The organism is Stenotrophomonas sp. 21LCFQ19 (genome assembly GCF_056861425.1).
Genome location: NZ_JBSPUF010000001.1, coordinates 362,201 through 379,001 on the forward strand (window position 1 = coordinate 362,201; position 16,801 = coordinate 379,001).

At 64.2% G+C, this 16,801-nt stretch carries 12 protein-coding genes; 8 read left to right on the forward strand and 4 right to left on the reverse strand.

Annotated elements, in window-relative coordinates; all coding sequences use genetic code 11:
• Positions 1 to 4: 4 nt before the first annotated feature.
• From AC13FW_RS01590 to AC13FW_RS01600, 3 genes are all read right to left on the reverse strand, one after another.
• A complete protein-coding gene (locus AC13FW_RS01590; RefSeq protein WP_282267169.1) occupies positions 5 to 202 on the reverse strand; it encodes a zinc-finger domain-containing protein in 198 nt (65 codons plus the stop codon).
• A 280-nt stretch (positions 203 to 482) separates the two neighbouring features.
• Entirely contained in the window at positions 483 to 3,227 is a 2,745-nt protein-coding gene (locus tag AC13FW_RS01595; protein ID WP_482987953.1) for a M16 family metallopeptidase, read from the reverse strand.
• Positions 3,228 to 3,425: 198 nt separating this feature from the next.
• On the reverse strand, positions 3,426 to 4,688 hold the full coding sequence (locus AC13FW_RS01600) for an HlyD family secretion protein (protein WP_482987954.1): 1,263 nt from the start codon (positions 4,686 to 4,688) through the stop codon (positions 3,426 to 3,428).
• 288 nt (positions 4,689 to 4,976) lie between these two features.
• On the opposite strand from AC13FW_RS01600, the gene AC13FW_RS01605 reads away from it, so the two are divergent.
• Positions 4,977 to 5,342, forward strand: a complete 366-nt coding sequence (locus tag AC13FW_RS01605; RefSeq protein WP_296251386.1) for a helix-turn-helix transcriptional regulator — start codon at positions 4,977 to 4,979, stop codon at positions 5,340 to 5,342.
• A gap of 237 nt (positions 5,343 to 5,579) precedes the next feature.
• Here the strand turns inward: AC13FW_RS01605 and AC13FW_RS01610 are convergent, their stop codons facing one another.
• Positions 5,580 to 7,871, reverse strand: coding sequence for an NADP-dependent malic enzyme (locus tag AC13FW_RS01610; protein WP_482987955.1), 2,292 nt, complete (start codon positions 7,869 to 7,871; stop codon positions 5,580 to 5,582).
• 647 nt (positions 7,872 to 8,518) lie between these two features.
• Between AC13FW_RS01610 and AC13FW_RS01615 the strand changes: the two genes are divergently transcribed.
• From AC13FW_RS01615 to AC13FW_RS01645, 7 genes are all read left to right on the forward strand, one after another.
• Positions 8,519 to 9,784 (forward strand): amino acid deaminase, encoded by a 1,266-nt coding sequence (locus AC13FW_RS01615; protein ID WP_482987956.1) that lies wholly within the window; start codon positions 8,519 to 8,521, stop codon positions 9,782 to 9,784.
• A gap of 23 nt (positions 9,785 to 9,807) precedes the next feature.
• Positions 9,808 to 11,163 (forward strand): GntT/GntP/DsdX family permease, encoded by a 1,356-nt coding sequence (locus AC13FW_RS01620; protein WP_296253784.1) that lies wholly within the window; start codon positions 9,808 to 9,810, stop codon positions 11,161 to 11,163.
• A gap of 2 nt (positions 11,164 to 11,165) precedes the next feature.
• On the forward strand, positions 11,166 to 12,041 hold the full coding sequence (locus AC13FW_RS01625) for a MurR/RpiR family transcriptional regulator (protein ID WP_482987957.1): 876 nt from the start codon (positions 11,166 to 11,168) through the stop codon (positions 12,039 to 12,041).
• A gap of 3 nt (positions 12,042 to 12,044) precedes the next feature.
• Positions 12,045 to 13,484 (forward strand): N-acyl-D-amino-acid deacylase family protein, encoded by a 1,440-nt coding sequence (locus tag AC13FW_RS01630; protein WP_482987958.1) that lies wholly within the window; start codon positions 12,045 to 12,047, stop codon positions 13,482 to 13,484.
• Positions 13,485 to 13,519: 35 nt separating this feature from the next.
• A complete protein-coding gene (locus AC13FW_RS01635; RefSeq protein ID WP_482987959.1) occupies positions 13,520 to 13,918 on the forward strand; it encodes a RidA family protein in 399 nt (132 codons plus the stop codon).
• A gap of 347 nt (positions 13,919 to 14,265) precedes the next feature.
• Positions 14,266 to 15,471 (forward strand): sodium/glutamate symporter, encoded by a 1,206-nt coding sequence (gene gltS / locus AC13FW_RS01640; protein ID WP_282273457.1) that lies wholly within the window; start codon positions 14,266 to 14,268, stop codon positions 15,469 to 15,471.
• Positions 15,472 to 15,559: 88 nt separating this feature from the next.
• Positions 15,560 to 16,801 carry an FAD-dependent oxidoreductase gene (locus AC13FW_RS01645; RefSeq protein ID WP_482987960.1) on the forward strand — a complete coding sequence of 414 codons (1,242 nt, stop codon included), beginning with the start codon at positions 15,560 to 15,562 and terminating at the stop codon, positions 16,799 to 16,801.

Here is a 16,801-nt window from a genome sequence, read left to right on the forward strand (position 1 = left end):
GCGATCAGTCGGCCAGTACGAATACCGAACCGCAGTACGGGCAGGCAGCCTCGCCATTGGGTTCGTTCTCGATCGGCAGGTAAACCCGCGGGTGCGAGTTCCACAGCGCCATTTCCGGCGTCGGGCAGCTCAGCGGCAGGTCAGCGCGATGGACGGTATAACGCTTCTCGGCGTTGGCGGGCGCGGTGGCGGTATGGCTCATGGCGTCATTCACAGAAAAACAGGTCTGCGCAATTCTAGCAGCGCCGGGCCGATGCGGCCGCCTGGAAGCCGCGTGGACGGCAAAAAGCCGGCCAGCTCCCCCCGCCACAAGCGGGACAGTGCCGCCATGCCCCACCCCTTGCTTCAATCTGGGCCGAGTGGGCAGTGATCCTGGCGGCCAGAACCGCCGCGGAAGCCGCGGCCAACGCCCGGCGCCAGCGATGGCGGCCAGCAACGGGGCGGCCGCCGACCGCCCCTTGCCTGCTTGCCGGACGCCGCCGTTACTTGAAGTCCCCGGCGACAAATACGCTCAGCCGCTCCGGCTTGAGGTGTTTGCGGATGGCGGCGTTGACCTGTTCCACCGTCAATGCCTGATAGGCGGCATCGCGCTGTGCTTCAAACGTCATGTCACGGCCGTAGTACAGATGGCTGCTCAACAGCCCGGCGATGGCGCCATCGGCCGCCCGTGACTGCTCACGCGCCACCTTCTTCTCGGCCACCGCGCTGCGCAGTTCCTCCACGGTGATGCCATCGGCGACCAAGCGGGCCAGCTCCTCACGCAGCGCGACCTCCAGCTTGCCCATGTTCTCCGGCGCGGCGATGGCCTGGATGCTCAGGCTGCCGTTGTCATCACGGCCCACGCGACTTTCGTCGGCACTCAGCCCGGCACCGACGTTGTAACTCAGGCCATCCTTCTGGCGGATGCGATCACCCAGCCGCGCCTTGAGCGGGTCGCCACCGAGGATGGCGACGGCGATGTTCAGCGCCGGGAAGTCCGCATCGGCCAGATTGATCGAGATGTTCTGCCGTGCCAGCAGTACCGCATTGGGCTTGTCAGGGGTGACGAAGCGTTCATGCGTGGCCGCGACATCCCGGTAATGGGTGCTGATCGGCGCATAGGGTTTGGGCGACTTCCAGTCGGCGAACAAGGTCTGCAACTCGGCTTTCAATGCCACTGGATCGAAATCGCCAACCACCGCGATCTCACCTTCCGCAGTGCCGTAGAAGGCCTGATGATAGGCGCGTACGTCCTCCAGCTTGAGCGCCTTCAATCGGGCCAGTGACTCGTCGATCGATTGCACGTGCAGCGGGTGCCCAACCGGCCACGGATCGAAATACTGGCTCAAGGCCAGCGATGCCTGGGTTCCCGGCTCCTTGCGCTGGAACTCCAGCCCGGTGATCGCCTGCAGCCGCAGCTGTTCGAACTCGGCCGGCGGGAACGCCGGGTGCCGCAATACATCGGCCGCCAGCCGCAGCGCCTCGACCAGGCTTTCGCGCTTGCCGTTCAGGCCGATGCTGGCACTTTGCATACCGCCACTCACCTGCGCCTGGGTGTTGAGTGCATCAAAGCGCGCCGCAATCTGGCCACGATCCAGGCGCGTGCTGCCCGCCATCAGCATCGGTCCGACCCAGCTACCGGCCTCGCCGTGCCCGGTAATGAGCTGCTCGTCGGCGAAGCGGAAGGTGGCGGTCAACACCACCGTCTGCCCACGGTTGCGCTTGGGCAGCAATGAAACCCGCAGGCCATTGCCGATGACAAAACTCTCGGTACGCGCGGCGATGTTCTCGACACTGGGGTCGAACGCCTCACCGGCGCTGACGGCGGCACGGCCCTTGTAGGCATCCACCAGGCTTGCTACTGCCGGTGCCGCTGGAATCACCGCACGATCGGGCGCGGCGGTCGGTACAAAGCGGCCGAGCGTACGGTTCTGCGGCTTCAGATACGCCGCTGCAACACGATTCACGTCTGCAGCGGTCACCCCTTCGATGGCATCGCGCTGCACGAACAGCAAGCGCCAATCGCCGGCGGCCTGGTATTCGGACAAGGCCATCGCCATCGCGTTGACGTCACTGGCGCGCTTGTCGATGGCATTGCCGATACGCTGCTTGGCGGCAGTCACTTCCGCATCGGTGACCGGTGCCGCCGCGATGGCCTCCGCCTGTTTCAGCAACTCGGCCTCCACCTTGTCCGGGTCGCCGTCCTTGGGCAGCACCGACACCAGGGTGAACAAACCCGGATCATGCAGGGTTTCGCTGCTGGCGCCGGCAAAGGCCGCCAACTTGGTTTCCATCATCGCCTTGTAAAGACGGCCATTGGGGTTGTCCCCCAACACATTTCCCAGTACCGCCAGTGGCGCGCTGTCGGCCTGGGCCAGCGCCGGCACGTGATAGCTGGCGGCAATCAGCGAAAGATCGCTGCTGCGCCGCACGCTGACTTCACGCTCACCGTCCTGCACCGGTTCAACGGTGTGGAACGTGGGCTTGGTCCGCGCGGGCTTCTTCAGCGGTGCGAAATGCGCGGCAATCCGCGCCAGCACCTGCTCGTTGTCGATACGGCCAGCGACGATCAACAAGGCATTGTCCGGTTGGTACCAGGTGCGGTAGAACGCCTGCAGGTTCTCGATCGGTACGTTTTCCACGTCCGAGCGCGCGCCAATCGGCATGTTGGCGTAGTTGTGCCAATCAAACGCCACCGAGCGCATGCGCTTCATCAGCACGCCGATCGGGCTGTTGTCGCCTGCTTCCATTTCATTGCGGACAACCGTCATCTCGCTGTCCAGGTCCGACTTGGCCACCTTGGCATTGAGCATGCGGTCGGCCTCCATCCCCAGCACCCAGTCCAGGGTGTCGGCATTGGCCGGGAACGAAGCGAAGTAATTGGTGCGATCCAATGAGGTAGTCGCGTTCTTGCTGATCCCGCGCCTCTGCATTTCCGCCGGGATATCCGGGTGCCTGGGCGTGCCCTTGAACATCAGGTGCTCAAGCAGATGCGCCATGCCGGTCTCGCCGTAGTTCTCATGCAACGAGCCAACGCCGTAGACCAGATTGACGGTAACGGTTGGCTTGCTGGCATCGGCAAACAACAGCACACGCAGGCCATTCTGCAGACGGTACTCACACACACCTTCGACGCAGGGGCCGGCCTGCACACTAGCGGGCACCGTCGCCACGACCGGCTTTGCCTGCGCCACCGGCACCAATACCAAGCAAAGCGCCATAGCCAAGCCAGTACACGGAAGCTTCATCATCGGAATCCAGTCCTCATCAGTATTCGATCAACGCACAAACCCATACGCGTGGTGCTCCCGACGTCGCGTCGAGTGCGGCCAGCCCCCAGCGCCAATCATCGCAAAACCCGACGATAGTGTGACGCCATACCAGAGAGCCCGGCATCTGCATGCATCCAATCGGGACAACTCTGCAATCACTGCAACCACCAGCCATCAGCGCCCGCCCAACCAGCCCGCGAACGAATACATGGGCTGCAGCAGACGATCACTCAACGGCTCCCGCTCGCCGGTAACCTGGGCATGCAGCATCATGCCTGGCTTGAGGGGCTCCAAGCGGCCATGGGCCACGATCGCCTGGTTGGCCAACTCGACGGTCACGCGATAGAAGGCCTCCTTCATTGCGGGCAGCCCCACCGCAGAACCGGCCGCTTCACTGTCAACCGCCGTACGACTGATGTGCGCGATGGTGCCCTGCTGCGTGCCGAACTTCTGATGCGGAAATGCCTGATAGCGCAACACCACCCGATCGCCAGGTGCCATTGCCCCGATCGCGCGCCCCGGCACCATCAGCTCGGCCTCGAGCCGACCATCGCCGGGCAGCAGGCTGAGCAGCGGCTGGCCTGGCTGCACCGATTGCCCCGGCTTGACCATCCTTGCAACCACGACACCATCTACCGGTGCTTTTACCAGCAACGCAGCACTGGCTTCGTTCTCAACCTGATCCAGGCGCAACTGCGCCAGATGCTCCGCGTAGGTGGCGTCGTTGGCCTTCTGCTTCCCAGGCAACTCCTGCATGGCTTGCTTCAGCTGCGCGATCAGACGCTGCGTGATGGCTTGCTGCCGGCGTAGCGCTTGCAACTGCACTGTGTACTCCAGCAGCAGCGTCTCCTGCTGCTCGGCGGCGGCAAGGCCCGCGGGAGATGCCGCCTCGAATCCCCGACGTCGAGTCAACACATCGCTGGCGAGCCGTATCTGCTCCCGCCGCGTAGCCACCTCAAGTGCGATCTGCTGCGCCTCGGCATGGGCTGCCTGCATCTGCTCATGCAGGCCTCTTGCCTGCGCCGCCAACTGCTCCTTGAACGCATCGCGCGCCAGCACGAAGCTTTCCTCTTTCTGCTGCAGGCCATGCTCAAGCGCCAGGTTGGCGTCACCCAGTTCCGGCATCGCGCGTGGTGCAGCAACCAACGCCAACGTATCGCCTTCGACCACACGTTTGCCGTCGTCAGCATCCAGCCAGCGCACAACCCCTCCCGTCGGCGCCAACACCGTAGCCATTCCCTGTACAGGCACCAGCCGGCCAACCACCACTGCGTCTTCATTGCCGCCGCGGATGGCAAACGTCATCGCCGCGACAGCCAACAGCACGAATGTACCTGCTGAATACAGGCACAGTTTTGCGGGCCGCTTGAATTCCATCCATGACCACCAGCGATGATCGACAGCCTGCAGTTTTTCATTCGATTCGGTTTGCGCCACGCCCGCACCAACGACTCAACACTTAGGAAATAAGCCAATCAATCTGTCAGCGTTATACCAACGACTAACCGCCATCAATCAGCACAAGCGCAGCAGCCTAACGACATCGCGCCACGCCAGCGGACGATGCAATTTACATTGGCAAAAGTCGTCAATATCGATGACGAGTTTCGTTCCGATAATCCACGGACGTAATGAACATTGACAATAAGTCTTTGCCGACTGCGCAAGCTCGCAATGGCTTAGGCTTTTGGTCGGCTCTCATGGTCAACGCTCGAGGAGAAATTTATGCATGACCATCTGGGAATCCGCATCCGCAAAGCGCGGAGAAAGATGAAGATGACGCAGGCGGAGTTGGCTGGCCAACTGAAAGTAAGCCGTAGCGCGGTGGGAAACTGGGAAAGCCCGACGGGCATATCGCCCAGCACGATGCGTTTGATCACCATTGCCCTGGTGACGGATGTTTCGTTTGAATGGTTGGCGACGGGACGAGGGGAACTGGATGCAGTCGCTGCTGCACTACCCGGCGAGAACGCGGAGCTGGTGGACGATCCATCGGAGCGGAGGTTGCTACTGGCCTATCGGTCCTGCCGCGCCGCAACCCGCAAACTGGTATTGCAGATAGTGGAGGCGCAGAAGATTCCACAGTTCTGATGTTCGGCGGCGACCGAAGGTTGAATCGGCGCCGCCTGTCCGAAACACATGCCACTGCTTGTGGGAGCGGTGTAAACCACGAAGCTGGCATTGTTGAAGTATCGGGCGGTTTCTCGATCTGATGAGCCACCTGCTTCGCGGCTGACGCCGCTCCCACAAGAGATCAGCGACCTCGCTCACCCGCAAAAACAAAGCCGGCACAAGGCCGGCTTTGCTCAGACACGTGCGGGTTGGCTATCAACCCGCGCGGTCGGCTTCCATCTGCTTGCGGATCTGCGCATCGACCGCAGCAATCGCGGTCATGTTCAGCACGCGGCGCGAGCTGGCGCTGCTGGTGAGGATATGCACCGGCTTGGTCATGCCCATCAGGATCGGGCCGATCGCCACGCCATTGGTGAACACACGCACCAAGTTGTAGGCGATGTTGGCCGCTTCCAGGTTGGGCAGCACGAACAGGTTGGCACGGCCCTTGAGCGTGCTGTTCGGCAGCAGCTTCTCGCGCAGTGCTTCATCCCATGCGGTGTCGCCCTGCATTTCGCCGTCCACGTTCAAGCGCGGGTTGCGCTTGAGCAGCGCCGCACGCACCTGGCGCATCTTCAGCGCGTCCTTGGAATCGTGGCTGCCGAAGTTGGAGTGCGACAGCAGCGCAATCTTCGGCTCGATGCCGAACAGCTTCATGCGATACGCGGCCTGCAAGGTCGATTCGACGATCTGCTCGACGCTCGGGTCTTCCTGCACGTGGGTGTCGACGAAGAAGAACACGCCCTGGTTGTTGATCACGCCGGTCATCGCCGAGGTCGAGCTGACCTTGGCTTCCAGTGGGATAACACTGCGCACATAACCAAGCTTCTTGTGGAAGCGGCCGACCAGCCCCGACAACATTGCATCGGCTTCACCGCGGGCAACCATCACCGCCGCGATAAGGGTCGGACGCGAACGCATCAGGTTCTTGGCGGCAGCCACGGTCACGCCCTTGCGGCCGGTCATCTCGTGGTAGTACTGCCAGTACTCGTTGAAGCGCGGATCGTCATTGATGTTGGTGATTTCGAAGTCGACGCCGGCACGCATGCGCAGCGCCAGCCGCTCGATGCGGGCTTCGATCACTTCCGGGCGGCCGATCAGGATCGGGAAGGCAACACCTTCGTCGATCACGTTCTGCACCGCCTGCAGCACTACTTCTTCTTCGCCCTCGGCGTAGACCACACGCTGCTTGTCCGAGCGCGCACGGTCATAGACCGGCTTCATGAACAGGCTGGTGCGGTAGACGAACTGGGCCAGCTTGTCGCGGTAGGCGCCCATGTCGGCGATCGGGCGGGTAGCAACGCCCGAATCCATCGCGGCCTGGGCCACGGCGGAGGAGAGTTCAACCAACAGGCGGCGGTCGAACGGACGCGGGATCACGTAGTCGCGGCCGAAGCTGGGCACGTCACCGCCGTAGGCGGCGCCCAGGTCGGAGGCTTCCTTGCGGGCCAGTGCGGCAATCGCGCGCACGCAGGCAACCTTCATTTCTTCGTTGATGGTGGTCGCGCCGACGTCCAGCGCACCGCGGAACAGGTAGGGGAAGCACAGCGCGTTGTTGACCTGGTTCGGGTAATCCGAACGACCGGTGCCCATGATCACGTCAGAGCGCACCGAATTGGCGTCTTCCGGCAGGATTTCCGGGTAGGGGTTGGCCAGGGCGAAGATCACCGGGTCACGCGCCATGCTGGCGACCATGTCCTTGGTGAGGATGCCGCCGGCCGACAGGCCCAGGAAGATGTCTGCGCCGTCGACGATCTCGGCCAGCGTGCGTTTGTCGGTATCGCGGGCGTAGCGGGCCTTTTCCGGGTCCAGGTCGGTACGACCGGTGTGGATCACGCCATCGCGGTCATAGGCCAGGATGTTTTCCGGCTTCAAACCCAGCGAAACCAGCATGTTGACGCAGGAGATACCCGCCGCGCCCATGCCGGTGGTGGCCAGCTTGACCTCTTCGATCTTCTTGCCGGTGATGCACATGGCATTGAGCACGGCGGCGCCGACGATGATCGCGGTGCCGTGCTGGTCGTCATGGAATACCGGGATGTTCATCCGCTCGCGCAGCTTGCGCTCGACGATGAAGCACTCCGGTGCCTTGATGTCTTCCAGGTTGATGCCACCGAAGGTCGGCTCCAGCGAGGCGATGATCTCGACCAGCTTGTCGGGGTCGTTCTCGTTGACTTCAATGTCGAACACATCGATGCCGGCGAACTTCTGGAACAGCACACCCTTGCCTTCCATCACCGGCTTGCCGGCCAGCGGGCCGATATTGCCCAGGCCCAGCACCGCGGTGCCATTGGTGATCACGCCGACCAGATTGCCGCGCGCGGTCATCTCGCTGGCCATGGCCGGGTCTTCCATGATCGCTTCGCAGGCATGGGCCACACCCGGCGAATACGCCAGCGACAGGTCACGCTGGGTCAACATGGGCTTGGTAGCCACCACCTTGATCTTGCCGGGCGGCGACATCCGGTGATATTCGAGGGCGGCCTGCTTGAAATCTTCGTTGGACATCGAGTTGTGAGCGCTAATGGGCAAGAAGGACGGGAGATGATAACGCCGTTAAGGCAGTTGGACCTGTCGCTACGCTGTCGCATTCATGCTGCAACCGCACAATTTCGAGCCATCAGCGCCAGTGCATTTGCGCCAGTTTCAGCGCCGAGGATGACAAGCTCGGGACGCAAAAAAGAACCGTCGCGAAGCCACCTGCTGCAAGGACGATCCAGCACCGGCTCGCACACACCAGCAACGCCCCCCGCTGCACCCGTAGAGCCGAGCCATGCTCGGCTGGGGCATTACCCGGCAACCTTCACTGTAGTGCCGAGCAATGCTCGGCAGAGGCTCTACCGGCAATGCCTTCGCCAAGCATGGCTCGACACTACGTCGCTTTTTTGGAGCCCAGCCAACACCCCGACCTGCTGCGGGACAGCCGGCTGCAACTCGGACTGGACCGCCAGCCAGCGCCGTGATGAACTGCGCGGGCAGATGCTGGGCTACACCGGCGTATTCGCTGGGCGTGGCCAGTTGGCCCTCCAGGTCCCCGCCCCCAACCGCAGCCTGATAAGCACCAGGCACACAAGAAAATAATTTTCACGTATTCTCCACCTTTCGCCCCAATCGCCACCCATGACCCCGGGTGACCACGGCAAGAGGTAGTGTTCGTGCAGGAAAATTACTTTCATTCCGAATCAGTTCTCGTTAGCAAGGGCCTTCCCAGCAATGGCCCATGGACAGGGGCATCGCTTGCGGCCGCCGCACCGGCCATCCTCGAAGAGCAGCTGAGCCTGCCCGCCGCCGTGCTCAGCGCCCCGGCACTGCAGCACAACCTGCAGTGGATGCGTCAATTCGCGCAGGCCTATGGCTGCCAACTGGCGCCGCATGGCAAGACCACCATGAGCCCAGCGCTGTTCCGCATGCAGCTCGATGCCGGCGCCTGGGGCATCACCCTGGCCACCGCGCCGCAGACCGTTGCTGCCCATGCCGAAGGCGTACAGCGCGTGCTGCTGGCCAACCAGCTGGTCGGCAAGGGCAACTTCGAGTTGATCGCCTCCCTGCAGCAGCGCGACCCGGGCTTCTGGTTCGCCTGCGTGGTGGACTCGGACGCCAATGTGGCCGCGTTGGGCGCCTACTTCAGCGCGCGCGGGCAGCAGATCAAGGTATTGCTGGAGATTGGTCTGGCCGGTGGCCGTACCGGCGTGCGCGATGAGGCCCAGGCGCAGGCCGTACTGGATGAAATTGCGCGCTGGCCGGATGCGGTCGCACTGGTCGGCGTAGAAGTCTATGAAGGTGTCGCCGGCGACGAGGCTGGCGTGCGCGCCATGCTGCAGCGCAGCCTTGCGCAGTGGCAGGCGATCCGCACCAGCGGCGGCTTCCGCCAGTTGCCGGCCATCCTCAGCGGCGCCGGTTCGGCCTGGTTCGACGTGGTCGCCGAGGAATTCTCCGTGCTTGCCAACGATGCCGATGCGCAGATCGTGCTGCGTCCGGGCTGCTATCTCAGCCACGACGTCGGCATCTACCGGCAGGCGGCCGAGCGCATCCACGCCAGCAATCCGGTCGCGCGCGAGATGGGCAGCAGCCTGCAGCCGGCGCTGCGGCTATGGGCTTACGTGCAGTCGCGGCCGGAACCGGGCAAGGCCATCATCGGCCTGGGCAAGCGCGATGCAGCCTTCGATGCCGGTTTCCCCGTGCCTGCGCTGCACTATCGCCCTGGCGACGCGGCACCGAGCAACGCCGCCGCGCATTGGAAGGTCACTGCGATGATGGACCAGCACGCCTTCCTCGAACTGCAGGCCGACGATGACCTGCAGGTGGGCGACATGCTCTGTTTCGACATTTCCCACCCCTGCCTGACCTTCGACAAATGGCGCCACCTGCTGGTGGTCGATGACGCGCACCGCGTTGTCGGCGCTGTTTCCACGCAGTTCTAACCGCTTCCATCGAGCCTGTACGCATGACCGACGGTAATCTGCTGTTGATCTACGCCGCATTGTCGATCCTTGCACTGATCGTGCTGATCGCCCGCTTCCGACTCAATCCCTTCATCAGCGTCACCCTGGTGTCGGTGGGCCTGGCGCTGTTTGCCGGCATGCCGGCGCCGGAGATCCTGCCCGCCTACGAACAAGGTGTCGGCAAGACGCTGGGGCACATCGCATTGATCGTCGCGCTGGGCACCATGCTCGGCAAGATGATGGCCGAGTCCGGCGGCGCCGAGCGCATCGCGCGCACCCTGATCGCCCGCTTCGGCACGAAGAACGTGCACTGGGCGATGATGTTGATCGCCTTCTGCGTGGGCTTGCCGATCTTCTTCGAGGTCGGCTTCGTGTTGCTGATCCCGATCGTGCTCAATGTCGCCCGCCGCACCGGCGTGCCGCTGCTGCTGGTCGGCCTGCCGATGGTGGCCGGCTTGTCGGTGGTGCATGGCCTGGTGCCACCGCATCCAGCGGCGATGCTGGCGGTGAATGCCTATGGCGCCGATGTCGGCCGCACCGTGTTCTATTCGCTGTTGATCGGCTTGCCGACCGCCGCCGTCGCCGGCCCGGTGTTCGCCAAGTTCGTCGCGCCACGGGTCAAGCTGCCCGCGCACAACCCGATGGAGGCGGCACTGCTCGACGAAGGCCATGGCCGCATTCCCGATGAGCAGCTGCCCGGCTTCGGCATCACCCTTGCCACCTTGCTGTTGCCGGTGGTGCTGATGCTGCTCGGCGGCTGGGCCGACCAGATCGCAACACCCGGCTCGGCGCTCAACCACGGCCTGCGCTTCATCGGCCACTCGGTGGTCGCCCTGCTGCTGGCGACCCTGATGAGCTTCATCACCCTGGGCCTGATGCGTGGCTTCAGCCGTGAACAGATACTCAAGTTCACCCAGGAATGCCTGGCGCCCACGGCAGCGATCACCTTGCTGGTCGGTGCCGGTGGCGGCCTCAACGGCATCCTCGTGCATACCGGCGTGGCCGCCGAGATCATCGGCTTGTCGCAACGCTTCGAACTGTCGCCGCTGCTGATGGGCTGGACCATGGCCGCGCTGATGCGCATCGCCACCGGCTCGGCGACCGTGGCGATGACCACCGCCTCCGGCATCGTCGCGCCGATTGCAGCCGCCATGGGCTATGCCCACCCTGAATTGCTGGTGCTGGCCACCGGTGCCGGCTCGGTGGTGCTGTCACACGTCAACGACGGTGGCTTCTGGCTGGTGAAGGAATACTTCAACATGACTGTCGCCCAGACCTTCAAGACCTGGACGGTGCTCGAAACCCTCATTTCCGTCATCGCCCTGTCCTTGGTGATGGCCCTGTCCATGGTGCTTTGAACATGTCGCAGAATACGTTCGATATCGTCTATGAGCTGCGCCAGCGCCAGCACGAGTTCAGCCCGGTCGAGGCGCGGATTGCCGCGGCGATCCTGGCCGACGTGGATGCCGCCGCGCAGTACGGCGTCAGCGAGCTGGCCGAACGCGCCGAAGTCAGCGCTGCCGCCATCTCGCGCTTTGCCAAGGCGCTCGGCTGCGAACACGTCCGCGAACTGCGCGCACGGCTGGCCTCGGCCAGCGCCGTCGGCAAACGCTTCCTGGAGCAGCAGAACGCACCGCCGGTATCCGCGCTGTACGCGCAGATCTGCGATGACATCCAGGAAAGCCTGCGCCACAACATCGCCAACCTGAAAGAGGACGTGGTGCAGGAACTGGCCGAAGCCATCTGCCAGGCACGGATGATCCACATCTTCGGTCTCGGTGGCTGCTCAACGGTATTCGCACAGGAGTTGCAGAGCCGCTTCGTCCGCTTCGGTCGTCCCGTCTCGGCCTGCAGCGATGCCTTGATGATGAAGATCATCGGCGCCACGCTCGGCCCGCAGGATCTGGTACTGGTGCTGTCGGTCAGCGGCATCACTCCGGAAATCATCTCGGCGGTGGACATCGCACGCACCTACGGTGCCCGCATCGGCGCCATCACCCAGGCCAGCACCGCCCTGGCCGAACGCAGCGACTGGCTGTTGCCGATCCAGATCGAGGAAACCGACTTCGTGTTCAAGCCCTCGGCCTCGCGCTACGCGATGATGCTGGCGATCGACGTGCTTGCCACCACCACCGCACTCAACGACGCCAACGCCAACCACGAGCATCTGCGCCGCATCAAGCTGGCCCTGGACCGCCACCGTGGCGGCGATTCGCGCCTGCCGTTGGGTGACTGATCCATGCATGATTTCTTGATACGCAACGCCCTGATCTTCGATGGCAGCGACCAGGCTGGCGTGCAGGGTGATGTGGCCATCAATGCCGGGCGTATCGTCGCGGTTGGCCAGCTTGGCGACGCGCCGGCGGCGCACGTGGTCGACGCGCAGGGCCTGGCGCTGGCACCGGGCTTCATCGACGTGCATACCCATGACGATCTGGAAGTAATCCGCAACCCGGACATGCTCAGCAAGTTGTCACAGGGCGTGACTACGGTGGTGGTTGGCAACTGCGGCATCAGCGCCAGCCCGGTGCAGATCCGCGATCAGGTGCCGGACCCGATGAACCTGCTGGGCGATGCCGAGGATTTCCGCTATGCGGATTTCAGCAGCTACCGCAAGGCGGTGGAGCTCGCCGGCCCTGCAACGAACGTGGCCGCACTGGTCGGCCACACCGCCCTGCGCCAGAACCACATGGACCGGCTCGACCGCGCCGCCAGCGCCGACGAAATCAGCGCGATGCGCACGCAGCTGCGTGACAGCCTCGCCCAGGGTGCACTCGGCCTGAGCAGCGGCCTGGCCTATGCGTCGGCCTTCAGCGCGCCGTCGTCGGAAGTGGATGCACTGGCGGAGGAACTGCCGCGCAACGGGCTGTATGCCACCCACCTGCGCGATGAATTCGGCGGCATCCTCGAGGCGATGGAAGAAGCCTTCCATGCCGCACGCGCGCCGCAGGCAGCGGTGCGCGTCTCGCACCTGAAGTGCGCCGGCATCGACAACTGGGGCCGCAGCGGCGAAGTGCTGGCCAGCCTGCACGCCGCCTCGGCCACCCAGGATGTCGCCTGCGATTGCTATCCCTATGCCGCCAGTGCCTCGACCCTGGACCTGAAACAGGTCACCGATGCCTTCGACATCCTGATCACCTGGTCCGAGCCCGAGCCCAGCCAGGGCGGCCGCCTGCTGGCGGCGATCGCCGCAGACTGGAATCTCTCGCTGCTGGATGCCGCAATCCGCCTGCAACCAGCCGGTGCGGTCTACCACGGCATGGACGAGGCCGACGTACGCCAGATCCTGGCCCATCCGCTGACCATGATCGGCTCCGATGGCTTGCCGCGCGATCCGCGTCCGCATCCGCGGCTATGGGGCACCTTCCCACGCGTGCTTGGCCATTACGCCCGCGATGAGCAGCTGTTCCCCTTGCATACCGCCGTGCACAAGATGACCGGCCTGCCCGCATCACGCTTCGCGATGGGTGCGCGCGGCTTCATCCGCGCTGGCTGGTGCGCTGATCTGGTGCTGTTCGACCCGGCACGGATACGTGACACGGCAAGTTTCCAAGACCCGATCCGCGCCGCCGATGGCATCAACGCGGTCTGGGTCAACGGCTGCCTGAGCTACGACGGCAAGCAGGTCGTTGCCCGCGCCGGCCGTTTTGTCTGCCCCGAGGTTGCCCCGGCAGCCTGAGTTGCGACCGCTGTACCCATTACAAAGGAATACCGATGAGTGACATCAAACGCTATGGCGCCGAAGGCGGCGTTGGCCAAGGCAAGCAGCACATGCCGTTCTCGCGCGCGGTCGAAGCCGACGGCTGGCTGTTCGTCTCCGGGCAGGTACCGATGCGCGACGGCGAACTGGTCGCCGGCACCGTGACCGAGCAGTCGCACGTGGTCATCGGCAATGTGCTGCAGATCCTGGCCGAAGCCGGCTACGGCCCCGAGCATGTCGTGCGCTGCGGCGTTTGGCTTGACGACGCCCGCGACTTCCACGCCTTCAATGGCGTGTTCAAGCACTACTTCGGCGAAAACCCGCCGGCCCGCGCCTGCGTCGAAAGCCGCATGGTGGTGGACTGCAAGGTGGAAGTGGATTGCGTGGCCTACAAGCGTCCGCAGCGCAGCTGAGGCGTCTGTAGTGCCGAGCCATGCTCGGCAGGGGCATTACCGGGATACACGCATTTGTAGAGCCGAGCCATGCTCGGCTGAGGCATTACCGGGATACCCGCATTTGTAGTGCCGAGCCATGCTCGGCTGGGGCATTCCCGGTAAAGCTTCTGCCGAGCATGGCTCGGCACTACAGGGCGGGGGTGCCGTGGCGAGTGCTGCTGAGCCTTGCCGAGCATGGCTCGGCACTACCCATTTTCTTGGCTCCGATCTGACCTTCATGCCCAGCCAGTGCCTTTAGGCCCGGTTGCTATTGTGCGTAAGGAACGACAAAGTTCGCCCTTCGCTGGTGTAAGGTCCCCAACCCTATGATTCAACTTGACGCCGTACAGACGGTCGCCTTCGCGGGCTTGACCCTGTTCGCCGGCTACGCATTGTGCCGTGCCATTCCGTTCTTCCGCCGCTACAACCTGCCTGAACCGGTGGTTGGCGGCCTGCTGGTGGCATTGGCCGTATGGTGGGCACATGGTCAGCAGACCACCCTGTTCACACTCGACACCACACTCAAGACACCGCTGATGGTGGCGTTCTTCACCACCTTGGGCATCAACGCCAGCCTGCGGCTGCTACGCGTCAGCGGCAAACAGGTGATGTTGTTCCTGCTGATCGGCAGCATCTTCGCGGTGCTGCAGAACCTGATCGGCATCAGTGTCGCCAAGCTGTTCGGCCTGAACCCGATGTTCGGCGTATTGGCTGGTTCGGCAACGCTGACCGGCGGCCCAGCCACCGGCCTGGCCTTTGCCGGGCATTTCGAGCAGGCCGGCCTGGTTGGCGCGGAAAGCCTGGCGGTGACGGCGGCCATGGCCGGCATCATCTGCGGCGGCCTGGTTGGCGGCCCGGTGATCACCGTGCTGATGCAGCGCTTCAAGGTGAAGCATCCCAGCCAGAAGGCCACCGGCGCGCAGCTCGGTGAGGACGAAGCAGTCACCGTGCGTTACCCCAGCGAGTCGGCCCGCGAGTTCGACGCGCTCAAGAGCATCGTCGTGCTGCTGATGGCGATGTGGCTGGGCGTGTGGGTGGGCAAGGGCTTCGAAGGCATCGGCCTGACCCTGCCGACCTATATCGGCGCGATGCTGGTCGGCGCGGTGATCCGCAACATCGACGACTACACCGGCTGGATCAAGCTGTCGGTGCCGACCACCGACCTGATCGGCAACATCAGCCTGGCCCTGTTCCTGGCCATCGCACTGATGGACCTGAAACTCTGGGAATTGGCTGGTATGGGCTTGCCGTTGCTGGTCAACCTGATCATCCAGGTCTCGGTGGTGGCGCTGTTCGCGGTGCCGATCTACTGGTTGATGGGCCGCGATTACGACGCGGCGGTAATGGGCGGTGGCTTCATCGGCTTCATGCTCGGCACCACCGCCAACGCGATGGCGGTGATGCGCCGGCTGGCGCAGCGCTACGGGCCGGCGCCGCGCGCCTTCCTGGTGGCGCCGCTGGTGGGCGCATTCTTCATCGACTTCATCAATGCGCTGATCATCACCGGCTTCCTGAACTTCTGGCCGCACTAAGCTGCCGGTTCCGTGCGCCATACCCGTGCCTTGTGCACGGGTTGGCGCGACAATGGGGCCCTACTCGCCCTGTAGCACCGCTCCGCTGATGACATCCAACGCAGTGCCCGCCCCTTCTTCCCGCCCTGACCTGGTCGTCATCGGCGCTGGCGTGGTGGGCCTGGCCACCGCGTATGCCGCTGCAAAGCGCGGTTGTTCGGTGCTGCTGCTGGATCGCAATGCCGGCCCGGCACTGGGCACTTCGTTCGCCAACGGCGCACAGCTCAGCTACGCCTACACCGATGCGATGGCCGGCCCGGCAACCTGGGCGCAACTGCCGGAAATGGCATTCGGCCGCAACGGGCCTTTCCGCACACGCTGGTCGGCTGATCCGGATTTCCTGCGCTGGGGCCTGGCCTTCCTGCGCCAGGCCAACACGGCGGGCCTGCAGCGCAATACCCTGGCCACGGCGGAACTGGCACTGGAATCGCGCAAGGCCATGCAGGCCTTGCTGCAACAGCACCCCATCGATTTCGATCATGAGGTCTCCGGCAAGCTGCACCTTTACCCCTCCGCCGAAGGCGTGCAGGGAGCGGCGGCGATGATCGCGCTCAAGCGCGGCCATGGCGTGCAGCAACGGCTGGTCAACGCGGCCGAAGCCACCGCCATCGAGCCTGCACTCAGCGGCGCGCCGTGGCTGGCCGGCGGCGTCTATTCGCCCGAGGAGGAAGCCGGCGACCCCTACCGTTTCAGCCAAGGCCTGCTGCAGGTAGTGCAGCAGCACTACGGCGTGCAGGCGCTGTTCGGATTCGATACGCAGTCACTGCGCCGCGCGGGTGAACACTGGCAGCTGCAGGCCCGCGATGGCCGCACGCTGCAGGCAGCGCGCGTGCTGGTCTGCGCCGGCATCGACAGCCCTGCCCTGCTCAAACCCCTGCGCCTGCGCATGCCGGTGATGGCAATCAAGGGTTACTCGTTCACCGCACCGTTGGGCAGCAATGCACCCAAGGTCAGCATCACCGACACCAAGCGCAAGCTGGTGTTCTGCCGCCTCGGCGAGCGCATCCGCGTCGCAGGCCTGGCTGACCTCAACGATTGGAACCCCGCGCCCGAACCGGCGCGGCTGGGAACGCTGATCGCGCAGGCACGCGCCTCGTTGCCCGAAGCCGCGGATTACGAGCACATCGAAAGCAGCTGGGCTGGCCTGCGTCCGGTCACCCCGTGGACCTCACCGATCATCAGGAACCTCGGCGACGGCCTGGCCTGCAATATCGGCCATGGCATGCTCGGCTGGACGCTGGCGATGGGCAGTGGCGAGCGCGCGGTGCAGCAGTTGCTGGGCACGCACTGA